This window comes from Streptomyces sp. NPDC003284 (assembly GCF_053589675.1).
This window is the reverse complement of sequence record NZ_JBSFSI010000016.1, coordinates 101,657-120,392: the sequence shown is the minus strand read 5'-3', so window position 1 is coordinate 120,392 and position 18,736 is coordinate 101,657. Positions and strand designations below refer to the sequence as shown.

Sequence of the window (18,736 nt, the reverse complement as noted above, 5' to 3'; positions counted from 1 at the left end):
GCTGTGGAGTGGGCCGCTTTGTGGTGACCGCTCGGGATATCACCGGCACGCCGTAAGCATCGCGGGCGAGGAAAAGCGAACGTGCGTGCGGAGCTTCCGGCGGGACCGCCCTGACTCCCCTGTTCCCGCAGCTCAGTCATGTCGCCCTCGCCCCCGCCGCCGACCGCCCGGCCGTCGTCGCGGGCAGCGCGCGATATTCTATGCACCGAAGCCTTGCCGCCACAGCAAAATCCCTGAAATCCGCCGGGACCGCGAGATTCACCGGGCGACGGGGAATGGTGCCCGGAAAAACGTGCGACAGCGCCGCGATGGCCGGATCCGGTCCCATCGAATATCAAACGTGCGTACGGCAGTTCCGGGAAGTGGCCCCGCACGCAGGGAGATCCGCCGGGCGGCTGCTCCGGGTGCCCAAAGCAGCCTGGCGCGCGGCGGCGCGACCGGCGTGGCGGGTGGCTGATCGTCGTCGGTCGTCGGTCGTCGGTCGGGGTCATGCAGCACGGCGGACCTCATGGAGCACGGCGGACCTCAAGGCCCGCTCCTCCCGCGCCGGTTGCCGCCGACGGAACTGAAGCCGCTCAGCGAGGCAACAGACCGGCGGAGGAGAGAAAAACCGGATGCGACCGCCCCGAGCAGCCCCAATACACTGGGCGGACAGGACATTTCCCCGAAGGAGCCCATCGCTTGCAGGCCGCAGTGACCGTCACCCCCGCCCAGATACCGGACCTTCTCCTCGGCCTCGCCACAGTCCGCCCGGTCTTCCTGTGGGGCGCTCCCGGCATCGGGAAGTCCTCTCTGGTGCGGAAGTTCGCCGACTCCCTGGGCCTGGAGTGCGTGAGCCTGCTGGGTACTCAGCTCGCGCCCGAGGACCTGATCGGCGTGCCGCAGATCCGCGACGGCCGCTCCGTGTTCTGCCCGCCGGAGGCAATCGCCCGCGACGAGCCGTACTGCCTCTTCCTGGACGAGTTGAACGCCGCGACCCCGGATGTGCAGAAGGCGTTCTACTCGCTCATCCTCGACCGCCGGATCGGCAACTACGAACTCCCGGCGGGCTCGATCGTGATCGGCGCCGGCAACCGCGCCACCGACAACGCCCTGGCGCGCCCCATCGCCTCCGCACTCGTCAACCGCCTCACCCACGTCCATCTGCGCGCCTCCGCAACCGACTGGCTGGTGTGGGCGGGCGAGAACGGCATCCACCCCTGGGTGGTGGAGTACCTCACCGACCGGCCCGACCATCTGTGGTCGCAGCCGCCCAAGACCGAGGAGCCGTTCTCCACGCCCCGCTCCTGGCACATGCTCTCCGACGCGCTGCGTTCCTTCGGCCCGGCGCTGGACGAGGAGACGCTGAAGATCGTGGCGCACGGAACGCTGACCCCCGCCCATGCCGTCTCCTTCTGCGGGTACGCCAAGATCGTGCGGCACACCTACGGTATCGAGGCGATCCTCAAGGGAGACGCCTCCTGGCCGCGCCGCGTCGAGGACCGCGACCTGCTCTACTATCTCGCCGAGGCGTTCCGGGGACGGCTCGTCAAGGAGCTCCCGGCCCGGCGCGAGCACGCCTCGCCCGCCGTGCGTGAGACCTCCTACCGCGCCAAGTCGCTGCTGGTGCAGCTCGCCGAGATCTCCGTCGAGGTGGCCCAGACCGTCATCGCCGAGGACGCCGACGGCAATCCGGTGCTGCCCGCCTGGTTCCTGGTGGAGGCCGCCCGCGACATGCCGCGCCTGGTCGAGGCCCGGCGTTGAGCCGGTCCCGCAAGCAGGGCGCGGACCGCCCCGACCCGGCCGCCGAGGCCTTCGCCGCCGGTGCCGACCTGGTGCGCCGCAACCCCGCCCTCGCGGCCGTCGACGCCGACTTCGTCCGCACCAAGGGCAACGCCGACGCCCCTGGCCAGGGCCTCGTCCGGGCGGACTCCAACGGGCGGCTGCACATCCACCCCACCCGGCGGGCCGAACCCGGCGAGTGGGCCTGGGCGCTCGCCCATGCCCTGCTCCACCTCGGATTCGGCCACCTCCCCGCCGCCAAGGAGCACCGCGGACAGCCGGACCGCTTCGACCTCGCCGCCCGCTGCACCGTCGTCAACCGCTTCCTCGCCACCTTTCCCGTCGGCACCGCCCCCGACCACCTCCCCGAGAGCTACCCCGACGGCGACGAGGAGCAGCTCGCCGCCCGCTGGCGCAAGACCGGCGTCCCGGCCGCCAACGAGCGGTGCGGCACTGCGGACGGCGAACCCGACCAGCTGCTGGTCCAGTGGCCGCACTGGGGCACCGTCCTGCCCGACCGGCAACTCGCCTTCGCGTACGCCCTGACCCGTTCGGTCTCCGCCGCGATGGACGTCGCGGGCGGCCGCCGGGACCGGCTCACCGGTGAGCGCGTCGCCCAGTGCCCCTGGGACCGCGCCCTCAGCTGGTTCGTCTCGTCCTACCCGCTGCTCGGCGGCCTCGCGGCCGGGCTGACCGTCGTCGCCGACGCCGAACTCGCCCGCGTGCACGGCATCTCCGTGGCCGCCGTGGACGCCACCGCCGGAGAGATCTACGTCAATCCGCTCAAGCGGTTCACGGACGAGGAGTGGCGGTTCGTCCTCGCCCACGAGATGCTGCACGCGGCTCTGCGCCACGGCGGGCGCCGCGGCGCCCGCGACCACTATCTCTTCAACGTCGCCGCCGACTACGTCATCAACGGCTGGCTGGTCGAGATGGGCGTCGGTACGATGCCCGAAGGGCTGCTGTACGACGCCGAGTTGAAGGGCCTGTCGGCCGAGGAGGTGTACGACCGGCTCACCACCGGACTGCGGCGCGGACGACGGCTCGCGACGCTGCGCGGCAAGGGCGTCGGCGACATCCTGGGCGAACCACTGCCCGGCCGGATCGCCGACCCCGTCGACCTCGACGAGTTCTACCGGCGCGCCCTCGTCCAGGGCCATCAGTTGCACACCGACCGACAGCGCGGCCTGCTGCCGGCCGGACTGGTCCAGGAGATCCGCGCACTCGCGCACCCGCCCGTCCCGTGGGACGCCCGACTGGCCCGCTGGTTCGATGAGTTCGTGCCCCGTCCCGAGCCGGTGCGCAGCTACGCCCGGCCGGCCCGGCGGCAGGCGTCGACACCCGACATCCCGCGCGCGGGCCGCAGCTTCCCGCCCGAGGAGGTCGCCCGCTGCACCTTCGGCGTCGTCCTGGACACCTCGGGCTCGATGTCCGGCCCGCTGCTCGCCAAGGCACTGGGCGCGATCGCCTCCTACGCCGAGGCCCGTGACGTACCGGCCGCCCGCGTGGTGTTCTGCGACGCCGCGGCCTACGACGCCGGGTACCTGGCGCCGACGGAGATCGCCGGGCGGGTACGGATCAGGGGCCGCGGGGGCACGGTCCTGCAACCCGGCATCGACCTGTTGCAGCGGGCCGACGACTTCCCGCCGACGGCCCCCGTGCTGGTGATCACCGACGGCTGGTGCGATGTGCTGCGGATCCGCCGTGAACACGCCTATCTGATCCCGGAGGGCGCGGGACTGCCGTTCACCGCGCGCGGACCGGTGTTCCGGGTGCGCTGAGCGGCAGGGCCGCGTACGGCGCCGGGGTCGCGGGCCCGGCCACGGCGCCCTCGGCGTCGCCACCGGCCCCGGCCCCGCCAGAGCTGCGCGGTCGCCGGGCACACCGCCGGCGGCGGGGTGACGCAGGGTGTGTCACGGCCGTGCGGTGTCTCCCCCGCCGGGCTGGGGGACGGTGTCGCCGATGACGGCGGCGAGGCGCTGGAGCTGCGCGGCGAGTTCGCGGCGTTCCCGGGGGGTGAAGTGTGCCAGCGCCTCGGACTGGCGTGCCCGCAGTTCCGCCCGCATCGCCGCGAGCCGATCGGCGCCGTCGTCGGTGAGGCGGACGAGGACCTGGCGTTCGTCGTGCGGAGCGCGCTGCCGCGTGACCGCGCCCGCCGCTTCGAGCTGCTTGAGCATGCGGGTGGCGGTCGGGACGCTGACCTCGGCGGTGGCGGCGAGCCTGCCGACCGGCAGTCCGTCGCCCCTGGCGTCCGCGGAGAGGGGTTCCAGCAGGGTGAGCTGCGCCATGGACAGCCCGGCCCCGGAGCGGCCCACGGTGGCCGCCCGGGAGCGGCGCATCGCATAGAACAGCCGGTCAGCGGCCTGCGCCAGCTCCCTCACGCCCGCCTCGCCGCAGTCCGGGTCCTGGACGTCGTCTGCCACGCGTTTGCTGGTCTCTCGCATGACTGTTAGCTTACTCAAGGTAGTAATTAGCAAGCTAAGCTTTAGGAGGCTTTGAATCATGGACTTCCCCGCGCGCATCGACGTCCACCACCACCTCGTCCCGCCGGTCTGGGCCGAGACCCTGGCCTCGCGCGGGCTGGACTCCGGCGGCTGGCCCATCCCGGCCTGGACTCCGCGGAGCGCGATCGCGATGCTGGACCAGCAGGGCATCGCCACCGGCGTCATGTCCGTCACCTCGCCCGGCGTCCACCTCGGCGACGACGCGGCGGCCCGCTACCTGGCCCGTTCCGTCAACGAGTACGGCGCCGAGGTCGTCAAGGACCACCCCGGCCGCTTCGGACACTTCGCGAGCATCCCGCTGCCCGACGTGGACGCGGCCGTCGCGGAGGCCGTCCACGCGCTCGACGTCCTGGGAGCCGACGGCGTGGTGCTGATGTCCAACGCCCACGGCAAGTACCTCGGCGACGCCGACTTCGAGCCGCTGTGGGCCGAGCTGGACCGCCGTGCCGCGAACGTCTTCGTCCACCCCGCACAGCCCCCGATGACGCTGCTGCCCGGTACCCCCGCCCCGCTCGCGGACTACGTCTTCGACACCACCCGCACCGCCCTGGACATGGTGCTCAACGGCGTCATGGACCGCTACCGCGACGTCCGCGTCATCCTGTCCCACGGCGGCGGATTCCTGCCGTACGCCGCCTACCGCTTCTCCGGTCTGGCCCCCACCGTCGTGAACCGGGAGCGCAAGGCCGACGACATCCTGCGTGACCTCAAGCGGTTCTACTTCGACACCGCGCTGTCCGCCAGCCCCTCCGCCCTGCCGTCCCTGCTCGCCTTCGCCGAGCCCGGCCACATCCTCTACGGCAGCGACTGGCCTTTCGCCCCGCAGGAGACCGGCACCTACTACAACCAGTTCCTGGAGACCTACCCGGACTTCGCCCCCGGCCAGGCGGCGGCCGTCGACCGCGGCAACGCGGAGGCGCTCTTTCCCCGCCTCGCCCGCTGACCTGCCGGCCGCAGTCGGCCGGGGCCGCCGTGTGGCGCAATCTCGCCTCAGCGGGACGAGGCCGAGAACTCGGTGTCGTACGACGCTTTCCCCGCCGCACGCAGAAACATCGGCGTGGATCGACCCGGCAGGGAAAAGCGTCTGTGCACGTTCCGCGAATTCTCGGCGACCGTCACCCCTTTCCGGCCCGCCCGCCCGGCCGGATGCGGCAACTTCGGATGTCTCAGGTGCGTACGGCTTCCACGACTGTTGCCGCGCCGAGGGCGACGAGGGCCCCGCCCGCCGTGCCTTCGAGTGCACGCGCCGTCTTCGGGCGGCGCAGCCATCCCGTGAGCCGGTCCGCCATGGCGACCACGAGCAGGAGCCATCCGGCGGCGATCGCGGCGTCGATGAGTCCGTACAGCAGGGTGACGGCGAGCACGGGGTGGCCGGCGGGGAGGAACTGGGGGACGACGGCGACGAAGAAGACACCCACCTTGGGGTTGAGCAGACAGCTCAAGAGGCCCTGGCGGAAGGCGCGCGCCGCGCCCGTCGGATCGTCGGCGGGCGGCGGGGATCCGGTCGGAGCGGCCGGTGCGCCGCGCAGTGCCCACAGCGCCTGGACTCCGAGCAGGACGAGGTAGGCGGCGCCCGCGAGGCGTACGGCCATGAAGGCGGCGTCCCACCGGGCGAGGACGGCGGCGAGCCCGCAGGCCGCGGCGGCGGCCCAGGCGAGCGAGCCCGCGGCGGCGCCGACGGCGGTCGCGGCCCCGGCCCGGCGGCCGTCCCGCAGTACGTTGCGCAGGACCAGCATCAGGTCCGGCCCGGGAACGACGGTGACGACGAGGGCGAACAGCGCGAAGCCGAGGACGTCACCCGTCACGCCAGGTCCAGAAGCTGTTCGTAGAAGCCGCCGAAGCCCTTGTCCCGGTCGACGAGGTGCAGTTCGAGGATCCAGTGGCAGTGCCGTCCGGAGCGGTCGGTGCGGCGGAGCGGGCCGGTGTTGTCGGGGGTGATGTACGACTCCGCCTTCGCGCCGTCGTTCGTCTCGTGCGGGAACTCGCCGACCAGGTGTCCGCTGTGCCAGATACCGATCTCCCAGCCCGCGTCACCGGCCAGCCGCTCGACCTCCGCGTACAGTCGCGCGCCCGTGATGTGCTCGTCCGCCCGGAAGGCGGCCCGGCCGGCGTCGAAGATGCGCGGCAGGTCGGCGAGGAGGCGGTGCTTGTCGGGGTCGTCGCCGAAGACGTAGGTGCGGCCGAAGTCGGCCTCGTACTCCTCGAAGATCGGACCGAAGTCGGCGAAGGCGATGTCGTCCGCCCCGATGACGCGGTCCGGCGGATTGTCCCGGTAGGGCAGCAGGGTGTTGGCGCCGGAGCGGATGATCCGCTTGTGCCAGTGCTTCGTGGTGCCGAACATGTCGTTCGCCAGGTCACGGATCGCGTCGCTGACCTCCCGCTCGCCGCGCCCGGGTGCGACCAGGCCGCGGCGCTCGGTCTCGGCGAACAGCGCGGTGGCCTTCTCCTGCGCGCGCACGAGGCCCGCCGCGCGCTCGTTCTCGTCGGATCCCACCGTCGTCCACTCCCTTTCCCGCATGTGCCAGGTGTTTACGGGCAACAGCTTGGCATATGAGATGACTCACCCGATGCCTTCCTGGCGCATGGGAGCCGAGACCCGCGTATACGATCCGGTGGTGATCGACTTCTCGGCCCGCTCCCTGGTCCTCGACATCGACGGCACCCTCTGCTTCGACGGGCGGACCGTCGACCACCGGATCCTCGCGGCGCTCGCGGACTGCGAGCGCGCGGGTCATCCGCTGGTCTTCGCCTCCGCCCGGCCCGTCCGGGACCTGCTGCCCGTCCTCGACGGGGCCTTTCCGTCCGCGACGCTGATCGGCGGCAACGGGAGCCTGGTCTCGGTCGGCGGGCGGGTGCGGGCGAGGGCCGCGTTCGACTCCGTGGTCCTGGGCGCGTTCCTGGAAGCGGTCGCCCGGTACGACGCCCTTTATCTCGCCGACGGCCCGTGGGACTACGCGTACACGGGGCCCGAGAACCACCCGATCACGAGCCGCGTGGATCAGGGCGGGCTCGCGCGCAGGGTGGATCTGGCCGAACTGCCCGAGGTGGTGAAGCTCCTCGTCGTCGGGGCTTCGGACCTCGCCGCCTGCGCCGAGGCCGGGCGCGGGCTGGGGCTGACGGTCAACCATCATCTCGACGAGGCGATCGTGGACCTCGCACCGGCCTCGACGACGAAGTGGGACGCCCTGACCGCGCTGGGGATCAGCACCTATGTGGCGTTCGGCAACGACATCAACGATCTCGACCTCCTGCGGAACGCGGAGCGGGCGGTCCGGGTCGGGAACCATCCGAGCCTGGAGGGCGTCGCCCACGTCACCGTGCCGGCGGATCCGGCCGCGGTCGCGGCCGAGATCTCCCGGCTGGCACGGGCAGCCCGGACGGACGCCCTGCCCGGCCTGACCGGGGCAGGCGGCTGACGGCTGACGGCTGACGGCTGACGGCTGACGGCTGACGGCACGCCGTCGCTTACGGCTTGGGGCAGTGCCAAATGCCCGTACGGGCATTCCGAGCGGCCGAAGGGGTAAATGGGCTGCACGCGGCACTGCCCCATCTCCTCGCGCGACGGTCGCCTTTCGAGTCGTATCCTCTGCTGGACGGTACGGAAATTCCGAGGCGCGGACGGGGTTTAGCGGCACGCGAAGATGGCGTGCGAGATTTTCTACGCGACGCCACTGAAGAGGAATTAGAAAGCCCTTTTCAGCCGGATCCCGCGGCTTCCGGGAAATGCCCCCTCAAGAAGCACCGCGGGGCCGGCCCGGCCGGGTACGAGACCGCCGGGACCGGCCCTTCAGACTGGCTGCGTCAGCAGACGGCGCAGGTCGTACAGGTGCGGAAGCAGGTCTCGCCACCGGAGAGAGCGATACCGCCGGACTCGGGCGCGGTGTCCTGGATGGCCGTCTCGGTGAGGTCGATGTCGAAGAGGTCCTGGGTCAGGTTCTCGGGCACAGTCATTCCTCCCTGCCTGTCAAATGTGCCGCCTTTTGGCGGACGCTGCGGAATCTAGATGCAGACGACTGACGCAGTCAAGGGTTACGGGAACACGACTTCGAGGTTACTGTTGACGCATTCCTCAGCGATTCGATGATTCGATCGGCGGATAAGTCGTCGGTCAGTTTCACTATGCAGTCAGTAATGGGGGGCGTGGCAGCATGCGAGGTGACCGGAGCACGGAACCGCTGTTCCACTGCGCGGACGGAATGCTCCTGCGGGCGCCGCTGCTCGCGCGGGACGAGGTCCGCGCGACCTGGTCGGACGTCGAGGACGACCGGCAGGACTCCGAGTCGCTCCGCGCCCGCCTGACCGGACTGCTCGCCGACGACCGGTTCAGGGAGGCGGTCGAGGTCTCCAGCCCTTCGCTCGCCCGCACCACCGACGCCGTGCTCGCGGGGCGTCCGGTGCCGGTCCCCGATCTGCGCAAGGCGCTGCGGGCCGTGACCCGGTACCGTCTCCGGGCGGCGTCCCGTCCCACGCCGTTCGGCCTCATGGCGGGCGTCCTGTGGGGCTCCTTCGGCGACACGACCAAGGGCGAGCTGACCGGCGAGGGGCACAAGGCGGCCCGGCCCGACGCGAGTTGGCTCTCGCACCGGGTCGCCGCGTGGGAGCAGGACCCCGCGGTGCTCCCGCACCTGAGCATCGTGGCGAACGGGCTGTGCTTCGTACGGGGCGAGCGCCTGGTGCTGCCGTTCGCCCCCGCCGGTCCCCGTCTCGGATCCGCCGTGTCCTCGGGCGGCCCGGTGGACGACGGGCTCCCGAAGGCACGGACCCTGAAGTACACGCCGGTCGTGCGCGCCGTGGTGGAGGCGGCGGCCCGCCCACTTCCGTACGGAGAACTCGTCCGGCACGTGGAAGCGGGCTTCCCCGGGGCGCCCGCCGGTGCCGTGAGCGGCCTCCTCGCCCAACTCGTGGCCGCAGGAGTGCTGTTGACGGAGCTGCGGCCGCCGCTGGACGCCATCGACCCGCTGGCCCACGTCGAGCGCCGGCTCCCCGCCGGTTCGTCCGCCGCCGGACAGGTCGCCGCGGTGCGCTCGGCCCTCGCCGCCTACGGGGCGACCCCTCTCGGGTCGGGAACCCCCGCCTGGCGTAAGGCACTCGGGGCGGCCACGGCCACCGCTGCCGGGAGCGTCGCCGCGACTCCGGCGGTGCCGGAGTCCGCCCACTGCGTCCAGGTCGACCTGCGCCTCGAAGGGACCGTCGTGCTCTCACGGGAGGTGGCGCGCGAGCTGGAGCGTGCCGCCGCCGCGCTGTGGCGGCTCTCGTCCCCGGGGCCGGGGCGGCTCACCCCGTATCACGAGGAGTTCGTGGAGCGCTATGGGCTGGGGCGCTTCGTGCCCGTCAAGGAAGTCCTCGATCCGGACGTCGGTCTCGGTGCCCCGGCCGGGTACCGGCTGCCGCCGAGCCACCGTCCCGCTCCCGGGCCCCTCCCGGTCGGCGCGGTACGGCAGCGCCTGCTCCTCGGGCTCGCCGCCGGGGCGCAGGCACGCGGAGTGCGCGAGGTGGTCCTCGACGAGGCATGGCTGAGCAGGCTGGAAGAGGCCGACCGCGACCCCGGTACCGCTGCCGCCGCCGATACCGCGGCACCGCCCGCGCTGGAACTCGTCGTGCAGATCGCGGCGGAGTCCGCAGACGCCGTGGACCGGGGCGACTTCACCCTGCTCCTGAACGGCGCGGCCACCGCCTCCGGGGGGCTCATGGGCCGGTTCGCCCATCTCCTCCCGCCGGGACAGGCCGAGGCGATGCGCCGGACGGTGCGGGCCGCCCGCGAGGGCACCGGACGGCTGCCCGTCCAGATCCATCACCAGGCGGCACACCATCGGCACGCCAACGTGGCCCAGGTGCCGACCTGGCTGGACGGCCGGCTCGTCGTCGGGGCCCACCCCGGACCTGCCGTGCCCGGCGTCACGGACCTGACGCTCGACGATGTGCTCGTGTCCGCGGACTCCGAGGGCTTCCGGATCGCCTCGGCCACGCTCGGCCGCGAGCTGACGCCCGCGGCGCTCCACGTGCTCAACCGCGAGCTGACCGCGCCCAACACGGTGCGCTTCCTCGTCGAGGCCGCCGCGTTCAGCCGCAGGCAGTGGCGCCTGTGGGACTGGGGCACCGCCGACGACCTGCCCTTCCTGCCCGCCGTACGCACCGGCCGCACCGTCCTGAGCCCGGCTCGCTGGCGCCTCGATGCCACGAGCCCGGCGCTCGACGACTGGCGCGCGCTGTGGGGCGTACCGGACCACGTCCAGCTCACCCTCGGCGATCACCGCATCCCCCTCAACCTCACCGTCGCCGCGCACCGGGAGATCCTGCGGCGCGAGTGCGAGCGTGCGGGCGTCGCCGTGGTCCACGAGCCGGTCACGGGGCAGGACGTGGGCGGCGGCTGGCTGCACGGGCCCGGCGGAGCCCATGACGTCGAGGCCGTGGTGACTCTGACGTCGCGTCAGCCGGAGGCCGGTGCGGTGCGCCGGCCTTCCGGGGCGGCGACTGTCGCCCGAGCCTCCACCGCGACCGTACGCCGGGGCACCACCGGGGAGATCCCGCCCGGCGGTCCCTGGCTCTACGCCACGCTCTACTCCTCCGCCGAGCGCCAGGACGAACTGCTGACCGGCCCCCTCCGGCGTTTCCTCACCGCACTGCCGTCCCCGCCCTCCCCGACGAACGGGCCGGACAGGCCGGACGAGCCGGGGGGCGTCGACCGCTGGTTCTTCATCCGCTACGCCGATCCGCACCCCCATCTGCGGTTGCGGCTGCACGGCGAACCGGCCCTGCTCAACGGCGTGCTGCTGCCCCGGCTGCACGGCCTGGCCGGGGAACTGGCCCGTGCCGGGCTCGCCCGGGGGCTGCGGATCGACGGCTACTCCCCCGAGACGGAACGCTACGGCGGCGCGGCACTCCTGGAAGCGGCCGAGGAGGTGTTCCACGCGGACAGTCTGCTGGTACTGGAGCGGCTCGCGGTCCCGGAGGACGACCGGATCCTGTCGGCGGCGCACGACGTCGCGGAACTCGTCCGGGCCTTCCACGACGGTTACGGCGGCGACTGGCGGCAGTGGCTCACCGCCACCTATGCCAAGCGCGAACAGCACCACAAGGCGTTCGCCGCGCGACGCGGGGCCGCGCTCGCGCGGATCACCCGCGACGGTGGCCCGGACGCGGTGGGCGCACCGTACCGGGCGGCGCCGCGGCGGTTCGGGCGTCTCGTGCGCGAAGAGGAGGAGCGGGGCACCCTGAGTGTCACCGCCGACGCGGTGCTCGCCTCCCTGGTCCACATGCACTGCAACCGGCGGCTCGGCACCGACCGCACGGCCGAGGTCCAGGCACTCGCCGTGGCCCGCGGCGCCGTCCAGGCACAACTCGACAGGGAAAGGGCCCGTTCATGAGTGACGCGTCCGTCGCGCTCCTCGCACAGCGGCTGTCCGATCCGGTGGCACTCGCCGCGCGGGTGACGGCGTCCGAGCACACCGACCTGGCCAGGACGCGTGCCCTGTGGCATCCGCAGTCCCTCGCGGACGGACATGCCGGGGTCGCGCTGCTCTTCGCGGCACTGGCCCACGGCTCACCCGAGTACGCACGGACGGCGCACGCCCATCTGTCGGCGGCGGTCACCGGGGTGCGCAGGTCCCCGCGCGAGGGGCTCTACTCGGGGCTGCCCGCCGTCGCGTTCGCCGCCCGGACCGCCGTCACCGGGCCGGGCCAGTACGCGGGTCTGCTCGACCGGCTCGACGGGCAGGTCGCGGTGCTCGCCCGGAAACTGATCGACGCGGACGCGCCCCGGATCGCGGCCGGGACGGCGGGCGCCCGCATGGCCGGCTACGACGTGATAGCCGGGCTCTCCGGACTGGGCAGGCTGCTGCTCGCCGCCGGGCCCGCACACCGCGCCACCACGGAACTGGTGCTCGCACACCTCGTCGCGCTCACGCGCCCGGTCACCGGACCCGGCGGGCAGAGCCTGCCCGGCTGGTGGACCGCCGACCCGATCCTGTTCAGCGAACCGGACGGTGTTCCCGGGGGGCACTTCAACGCCGGTCTCGCGCACGGCATCCCCGGCCCGCTCGCCCTGCTGTCCCTGGCGTACCGCGCGGGCGTCCGGGTTCCCGGCCAGGAGCGGGCCATCCGCGACATCGCCGAGTGGCTGCTCGCCCGGCGCAGCACGGACGGCACCGGCTGGCCGAACATCGTGCCGCTCGACGCCGAGCTGACGGCGGCCGCCGGGGGCCGCCCGGACCTGGGCCGGGTCCGCGCCGGGTGGTGCTACGGAAGTCCCGGCGTCGCCCGCGCCCTCCAACTGGCCTCTCTCGCACTGGCGGAGCCCGACTGGAACCGGCAGGCGGTGGCCGCCGTCATCGCCACCTGCGACCGGCGGGACGGAGCGCGCGCCCACGGCGACGCCACGCTCTGCCACGGCCTGGCGGGACTGGCCACCGTCGCCACCCTCATGTCCCGCGAACCCGGCGGCGGGGAACTGACCGGAAGAGTCGGTGAGTTGACTGACGCCTTGAGGCGGGCCGCCGATCCGGAGCACCCCTTCCTCTGGCCCGCCGCCGACCCCGACAGCCCCACCCCCGTGCACCGGCCCGGCTTCCTCGACGGCGCGTCGGGCACCGCGCTCGCCCTGCGCCTCACCCTCGACCCGTCGGCCCCCACCGGTGAACTCCCCTGGTACGCAGCTCTGTTGCTGGCCTGACGCGACATGGCCCGCCGACGCGACCGCCGGGCTCTCCGGCCGGGCGGCCGGAGAGCCCCTGGCGGGCGGGCTCAGCAGATGCGCGGCAACTGCTCGCCCATCGGCAGGTCGACCACGCGGGTGCCGCCCAGACCGGTGCGGGCGACCACCATCCCGGGGTGCTCGGCGACGCAGTCGCCGATGATCACCGCCTCGGCGCCGAGGGGGTGGGCGCGCATCGCGGCCAGCACCGCGTCCGCGTGCTCGCGGGGGACGAAGGCGACGAGCTTGCCCTCGTTGGCGACGTACAGGGGGTCCAGGCCGAGCATGGCGCAGGCACCCGCCACGGCCGCGGGCACCGGAACCGCCCGTTCCTGGACGGCGACCCCCACGGAGGCCGCCGCGGCGATCTCGTTGAGTGCGGCGGCCAGCCCGCCGCGCGTCGGATCGCGGAGCACGTGCAGGTCGGGGGTGACGTCGAGCATCGTCTCGACCAGACCGCCGAGCGCGGCGCAGTCGCTCTCCACCTCGACACCGAACTCAAGTCCCTCGCGGACGCTCAGCACCGCCGTGCCGTGCAGGCCGATCGGGCCGCTGACGATGACGACGTCGCCCGGTACCGCCCGCTGCGGGCGGATGTCGACACCGTCCGGTACGACACCGATCCCGGCGGTGTTGACGTAGATGCCGTCCCCGTGTCCCGCCTCGACGACCTTGGTGTCCCCGGTGGCGATCTCCACCCCGGCGGCGCGGGCGGCCCGGCCCATCGCCTCGGCGACACGTGCCACCACAGGCATCTGCACGCCCTCCTCCAGGATGAACCCGCAGGAGAGGTAGGCGGGGCGGGCCCCGCTCATGGCCAGGTCGTTCACCGTGCCGTTGACCGCCAGGTCGCCGATGGAGCCGCCGGGGAAGAACAGGGGCCGCACCACGAAGGAGTCGGTGGAGAACGCCAGCCGTGCTCCCCCGAGGGTGACGGTCGCCGAGTCGCCGAGCCCGGCCAGGGCCGGACCGCCGAAGGCCGGGGCGAAGACGTGCTCGACCAGTTCGGCGGACATCGCACCGCCCCCGCCGTGCCCCAGTACGACGCAGGGCTGGTCGCGCAGCGGTGCCGGGCAGGTCCAGCCGGAGAAGTCGGGCGCGGGCACGGCTGCCGGACGGGGCGCTGTGAGGCCGGTGGTGCCGGTCGGGTCAGACAACGGAGGTTCCTTCCAGGGCAGCGGGCGCCTCGCTCGTCCGGCCGGCGCCCCGTGTGCCGTCGCCGTCGAGCCGGCGGTAGAGGTAGTAGGCGGCGCAGGCGCCCTCGCTGGAGACCATGGTCGCGCCCAGCGGCGTACGCGGAGTGCACACCGTGCCGAAGGCGGCGCACTCCTTGGGTTTGATGAGGCCCTGGAGGACCTCGCCGCTGCGGCACTGCGCCGGTTCGCGGGTGTCGATGTGGGTGACCGCGAAGCGGTGTTCGGCGTCCAGGTCGCGGTAGCGCTCGGACAGCCGCCAGCCGCTGCCGGGGATGACCCCGATGCCGCGCCAGGCCCGGTCGGTGGCCTCGAAGACGTCGGCGAGCATGGCCTTGGCCGCCGGGTTGCCTTCGGTAGGTACGGCACGGCGGTACGCGTTGTCCACGGTGTGCTCGCCGCGCTCCAGCTGCCGCACCGCGCGGCGCACACCCTCCAGGATGTCCAGCGGCTCGAAGCCGGTCACCACGATCGGCACCCGGTGGCGCTCGGCCAGCGCCGGATACTCGTCGGTGCCCATGACGCTGCACACATGGCCCGCGGCCAGGAACGCCTGCACCCGGCAGGTGTCCGACTCCATGATCGCCTCGATGGCCGGGGGGACCCGCACATGGGAGACGAGCATGCTGAAGTTGCGGACGCCGAGCCTGCGTGCCTGGTGGACGGCCATCGCGTTGGGCGGGGCGGTGGTCTCGAAGCCGATGCCGAAGAACACGACCTCGCGGTCCGGGTGTTCCTGGGCCAGGCGCAGCGCGTCCAGCGGGGAGTAGACGACGCGTACGTCGCCGCCCGCGGCGCGCACCCGGAACAGGTCGCTGCCCGAGCCGGGCACGCGCAGCATGTCGCCGAAGCTGCAAAAGATCACGCCAGGGCGGGAGGCGATCTCCAGGGCCTTGTCGATGACGTCCAGCGGCGTGACGCAGACCGGGCAGCCGGGGCCGTGGATCAGCTCGACGGCGTCCGGCAGCAGCTGGTCGATGCCGTGCCGGATGATCGAGTGGGTCTGGCCGCCGCAGACCTCCATCAGGGCCCAGGGCCGGGTGACGGTCGCGTGGATGTCGTCGAGCAGTCTGCGTGCCAGGTCCGGGTCCTGGAACTCGTCGATGTACTTCATCGTTCCGCCTTCCGTGTCGCGTCGGCCGTCGCCGCGGGCGTCGCGGCGCCGGCCGGGCGGGGCGCCCCGCTGTCCCGGGCGGCCGCCTCCCAGGGATCGCCGAACTCCTCCTCCAGCAGCCCGATCTCCTCGAACAGGGCCAGGGTCTGCCGTGCCGACTCCTCGTCCAGCCGTTGCAGCGCGAAGCCGACGTGGACGATCGCGTACTCGCCGACCCGCAGGTCCGGCAGGTACTCGCAGCACACCTCCTTGGCCACGCCGCCGAAGTCGACGGTGGCCATTCGGGTGCCGTCACGTTCCTCGATGTGCAGCACTCTTCCGGGTACCGCAAGGCACATTCAGTCCTCCTCGGGGTGGGTGCGGTCGTGGGCGGGCCGCGGGAGCGGGCCCGGTGCGCCGCGGGTGGCCGCCGCGCGCGAGGCGACCATGAGCTGGCCGAGGGCGAGCCCTCCGTCGTTGGGCGGCACCAGCCGGTGGCTCAGGACGGTGAAGCCGTCCGCGCGCAGTGTGTCCGCGCAGGCCGTGCCGAGCAGGGCGTTGGCGAACACGCCGCCGCTGAGGGCCACGGTGTCGGGTCCGTGCCGGTCCCGGGCCGCCGCGCACAGACGTCGTACGAGATCGACGACCGCCCGGTGGAAGCGGGCCGCGATCAGTTCGACGGGTGCTCCGCTCCGCAGGTCGGCGACGGCGGCGGCCAGGACGGGGCCGGGGTCGGCAGTGAGCGGGTCACCCGGTCCGCCGGCCAGCTCGAAGGCGTAGGCGCCGGTGGTGTCACCGGCGCGGAAGGCCGCCGCCTCCAGCTCCATGGCTGCCTGCGCCTCGTAGCGCGCGTGGTGGCAGATCCCGGTCAGCGAGGAGACCGCGTCGAAGAGCCGGCCCATGCTGGAGGTGGGCACGCAGCACAGGCCGCGCTCCAACTGCACGGCGAGCGTCCTGAGTTCGGCGGGCGGGCAGGCGGCCGTGCACGGCAGGTCGTCCGCCCAGGCGAGGCCCGCCGCCCGCAGATGGGACAGGGCCATGCGGTACGGGCGCCGGACGGCGGCGTCACCGCCCGGCAGCGGTACGTAGCGCAGGTGGGCGAAGCGCCGGTATCCGTCGTAGTCGGCGAGCAGGACCTCACCGCCCCATACGGCGCCGTCGTCGCCGTATCCCGTGCCGTCGAAGGCGACGCCGATGACGGGGCTCCCGCCGTCGTGGCCGTTCTCGGCCAGTGCGGCGGCGATGTGGGCGTGGTGGTGCTGCACGGTGATCAACGGGCGTCCGGCGGCGGCCCGTCGGGCCCAGCTCCGCGAGCGGTAGCCGGGATGGCGGTCGGCGGCCAGCAGCGTGGGCCGGACTCCGGTGATCTCCTCCAGTTGCCGCTCGGCGCCCTCGAAGGCCGTCAGCGTCGCCAGGTCGTCCATGTCGCCCACGTGCGCCGACAGCCAGGCGCGGCGGCCCTCGCCGAGGCAGAAGGCGTTCTTGAGGTCCCCGCCGACGGCGAGGGCGGGCGGGACCGGCAGGGGCAGCCGCACGGGCAGCGGCGCGTAGCCGCGGGCACGGCGCACCGGCAGTTCCCGGCCGTCGAGCACCCGTACGACCGAGTCGTCGCAGGGGACGTGGATGGGCCGGTCGTGCGTCAGCCAGGCGTCGGCGAGTCCCGCGAGGCGACGCAGCGCCTCGCCGTCGTCGGTGATGACGGGCTCGCCCGCGAGGTTGCCGCTGGTCATGACGAGGGCGTGCGGGCCCGGCGGGTCGCCGGGCAGCCCGAACAGCAGGTGGTGCACCGGGGTGTAGGGCAGCATCACACCGAGATCGGCGCTGCCGGGGGCGACGTCGGCGGCGATGTCCCGCCCGGTGTCCTGTCTGCGGCGCAGCAGCACGATGGGGCGGCGGCCGCCGGTGAGCAGCCTGCGGGCGGCGTCGTCGACGTGGACGAGGGCTTCGGCGTGGGCAAGGTCCCGCACCATGAGCGCGAACGGTTTGTCCCCGCGCCCCTTGCGCCGTCTGAGCGTGCGCACACTGTCGGGGTTGCCCGCGTCGCAGGCCAGGTGGTAGCCGCCCAGTCCCTTGACGGCCACCACGGCGCCCTCGGCGAGCAGTCGGCGGGCCTCGGCCATCGGGTCGGCGGCGCCGCCGCGTGCCGTGCCGGTGTCCGGGGTGACGAGACGGAGCCGGGGCCCGCAGTCGTGGCAGGCGATGGGCTGGGCGTGGAAGCGGCGGTCGGCCGGGTCGCGGTACTCGTCGCGGCAGCGCGGGCACATGGGGAAGCCGGCCATGGTGGTCTGGGGCCGGTCGTAGGGCAGACCCGTGACGATGGTGAAGCGGGGCCCGCAGTGGGTGCAGCTGATGAACGGGTGGCGGTGGCGCCGGTCGGCCGGGTCGCCCAGTTCGGACAGGCACCGGTCGCAGGTCGCGGTGTCGGGCGCCACCAGTGTGCGCGCCGTGCTGCCGGGCCGGGAGGCGGTGATGGCGAACCCGGTCTCGCCCACCGCGGCGACCGCCTCGTGGGAGACGGACTCCACGACGGCGAGGGGCGGCGCGTCGCGGGCCACCCGGTCGCAGAAGTCGGCCAGCGCCGTGCCGCTGCCCTCCACCTCCGCGACCACCCCGTCGACGGTGTTGGCGACATGCCCGGCCAGGCCCAGTTCGCCGGCGAGGACGTAGACGAACGGCCGGAACCCGACGCCCTGCACGGCTCCGCGCACCGTCACCCGGCGGCGCTGGAGCCCGGGTGCGGCGGGTGCCGTGCCGGGGTGTCCTGTCACGGGTGCGTCACGGCCGGGGCGTGGTGGCTGTGCGCGGTGCCGGTGCGGGCCATGACCGGCCGGTGGACGGTGCCGCCCTCGGCGACCGCCAGCGCCCTCCCGGCCAGTTCACCGACGCCCTGTCCGCGCCGGGCGGACGTGAACAGCACCTCCACACCCGGGTTGACCTGCTGGACGTTGGCGAGGAAGGTGCTCTCCTGGAATCCGGCGGCCTCGGCGAGGTCGCTCTTGGTCACCACGACGAGCTGGGCGAGTCCGAACGCGGTCGGATACTTCAGCGGCTTGTCCTCGCCCTCGGTGACGGAGGCGAGCACCACCCGCAGGGACTCGCCCAGGTCGTAGGAGGCCGGGCAGACCAGGTTGCCGACGTTCTCGACGAACAGCAGCCGGGTGCCGTCGGGCAGCCAGCCGTCCAGGTGCGCGCGGAGCATGTCCGCCTCCAGGTGGCACAGACCGTCGGTGTGCACCTGTTTGACCGGCGCGCCCGACCGGGCCAGCCGTACCGCGTCGTTCTCGGTCGCCAGGTCCGCGGTGAGGGCGGCGACCGGGACGCCCTCGGTCCGGGCGTGCGCGAGTTCGGCCTCCAGCAGCGCGGTCTTGCCGCTGCCGGGGCTGGACAGCAGGTTGATCACCGTGGTGCCGCGGAGGGCCAGTTCGGCCCGCAGGGCCGCCGCTCGTTCGTCGTTCTTGACGAGGACGGCCTGCTGGAGATCGGCGACTTGGCACAT

15 protein-coding genes are annotated in these 18,736 nt (G+C 73.3%); 6 read left to right on the top strand and 9 right to left on the bottom strand.

Annotation, left to right across the window (positions count from 1 at the left end):
* The first annotated feature begins 681 nt into the window (after positions 1-681).
* Positions 682-1,743 (top strand): ATP-binding protein, encoded by a 1,062-nt coding sequence (locus ACWDYF_RS28425; RefSeq protein WP_389469395.1) that lies wholly within the window; start codon positions 682-684, stop codon positions 1,741-1,743.
* Positions 1,740-3,542, top strand: coding sequence for a vWA domain-containing protein (locus tag ACWDYF_RS28420; protein WP_389469393.1), 1,803 nt, complete (start codon positions 1,740-1,742; stop codon positions 3,540-3,542). The genes ACWDYF_RS28425 and ACWDYF_RS28420 overlap by 4 nt, the downstream gene beginning before the upstream one ends.
* Before the next feature lie 132 nt (positions 3,543-3,674).
* Here ACWDYF_RS28420 and ACWDYF_RS28415 read toward each other — a convergent pair whose 3' ends face one another.
* Positions 3,675-4,205, bottom strand: coding sequence for a MarR family winged helix-turn-helix transcriptional regulator (locus ACWDYF_RS28415; protein ID WP_381744551.1), 531 nt, complete (start codon positions 4,203-4,205; stop codon positions 3,675-3,677).
* Positions 4,206-4,263: 58 nt separating this feature from the next.
* Between ACWDYF_RS28415 and ACWDYF_RS28410 the strand changes: the two genes are divergently transcribed.
* Positions 4,264-5,208 (top strand): amidohydrolase family protein, encoded by a 945-nt coding sequence (locus ACWDYF_RS28410; protein ID WP_389469390.1) that lies wholly within the window; start codon positions 4,264-4,266, stop codon positions 5,206-5,208.
* A gap of 223 nt (positions 5,209-5,431) precedes the next feature.
* On the opposite strand, the gene ACWDYF_RS28405 is transcribed toward ACWDYF_RS28410, so the two are convergent.
* Both ACWDYF_RS28405 and ACWDYF_RS28400 read right to left on the bottom strand, forming a co-directional pair.
* Positions 5,432-6,070, bottom strand: a complete 639-nt coding sequence (locus tag ACWDYF_RS28405; protein WP_389469387.1) for a LysE family translocator — start codon at positions 6,068-6,070, stop codon at positions 5,432-5,434.
* Positions 6,067-6,783, bottom strand: a complete 717-nt coding sequence (locus tag ACWDYF_RS28400; RefSeq protein ID WP_389469384.1) for a M24 family metallopeptidase — start codon at positions 6,781-6,783, stop codon at positions 6,067-6,069. The genes ACWDYF_RS28405 and ACWDYF_RS28400 overlap by 4 nt, the downstream gene beginning before the upstream one ends.
* A 97-nt stretch (positions 6,784-6,880) precedes the next feature.
* Here ACWDYF_RS28400 and ACWDYF_RS28395 point away from each other — a divergent pair, with 97 nt between their 5' ends.
* Positions 6,881-7,681, top strand: coding sequence for an HAD hydrolase family protein (locus tag ACWDYF_RS28395; RefSeq protein WP_389469381.1), 801 nt, complete (start codon positions 6,881-6,883; stop codon positions 7,679-7,681).
* Positions 7,682-8,066: 385 nt separating this feature from the next.
* Here ACWDYF_RS28395 and ACWDYF_RS28390 read toward each other — a convergent pair whose 3' ends face one another.
* Positions 8,067-8,216 carry a hypothetical protein gene (locus ACWDYF_RS28390; protein ID WP_234029326.1) on the bottom strand — a complete coding sequence of 50 codons (150 nt, stop codon included), beginning with the start codon at positions 8,214-8,216 and terminating at the stop codon, positions 8,067-8,069.
* Positions 8,217-8,413: 197 nt separating this feature from the next.
* On the opposite strand from ACWDYF_RS28390, the gene ACWDYF_RS28385 reads away from it, so the two are divergent.
* Together ACWDYF_RS28385 and ACWDYF_RS28380 are read left to right on the top strand one after the other, a co-directional pair.
* Entirely contained in the window at positions 8,414-11,629 is a 3,216-nt protein-coding gene (locus tag ACWDYF_RS28385) for a lantibiotic dehydratase (protein WP_389469378.1), read from the top strand.
* A complete protein-coding gene (locus tag ACWDYF_RS28380; protein WP_389469376.1) occupies positions 11,626-12,933 on the top strand; it encodes a lanthionine synthetase C family protein in 1,308 nt (435 codons plus the stop codon). The genes ACWDYF_RS28385 and ACWDYF_RS28380 overlap by 4 nt, the downstream gene beginning before the upstream one ends.
* A gap of 71 nt (positions 12,934-13,004) precedes the next feature.
* Here ACWDYF_RS28380 and hypE read toward each other — a convergent pair whose 3' ends face one another.
* Genes hypE through hypB form a run of 5 tightly spaced genes read right to left on the bottom strand, consistent with a single transcriptional unit; the run spans position 13,005 to position 18,736 of the window.
* Positions 13,005-14,111, bottom strand: a complete 1,107-nt coding sequence (gene hypE / locus ACWDYF_RS28375) for a hydrogenase expression/formation protein HypE (protein WP_389469373.1) — start codon at positions 14,109-14,111, stop codon at positions 13,005-13,007.
* On the bottom strand, positions 14,104-15,261 hold the full coding sequence (gene hypD / locus ACWDYF_RS28370) for a hydrogenase formation protein HypD (RefSeq protein WP_389469370.1): 1,158 nt from the start codon (positions 15,259-15,261) through the stop codon (positions 14,104-14,106). The genes hypE and hypD overlap by 8 nt, the downstream gene beginning before the upstream one ends.
* On the bottom strand, positions 15,258-15,599 hold the full coding sequence (locus tag ACWDYF_RS28365) for a HypC/HybG/HupF family hydrogenase formation chaperone (protein ID WP_389469368.1): 342 nt from the start codon (positions 15,597-15,599) through the stop codon (positions 15,258-15,260). Before ACWDYF_RS28365 ends, hypD begins: the two co-directional genes overlap by 4 nt.
* Complete coding sequence (gene hypF / locus ACWDYF_RS28360; protein ID WP_389469365.1) at positions 15,600-18,008, bottom strand: carbamoyltransferase HypF; 2,409 nt, start codon at positions 18,006-18,008, stop codon at positions 15,600-15,602.
* Positions 18,005-18,736, bottom strand: coding sequence for a hydrogenase nickel incorporation protein HypB (hypB, locus tag ACWDYF_RS28355; protein ID WP_389469363.1), 732 nt, complete (start codon positions 18,734-18,736; stop codon positions 18,005-18,007). Before hypB ends, hypF begins: the two co-directional genes overlap by 4 nt.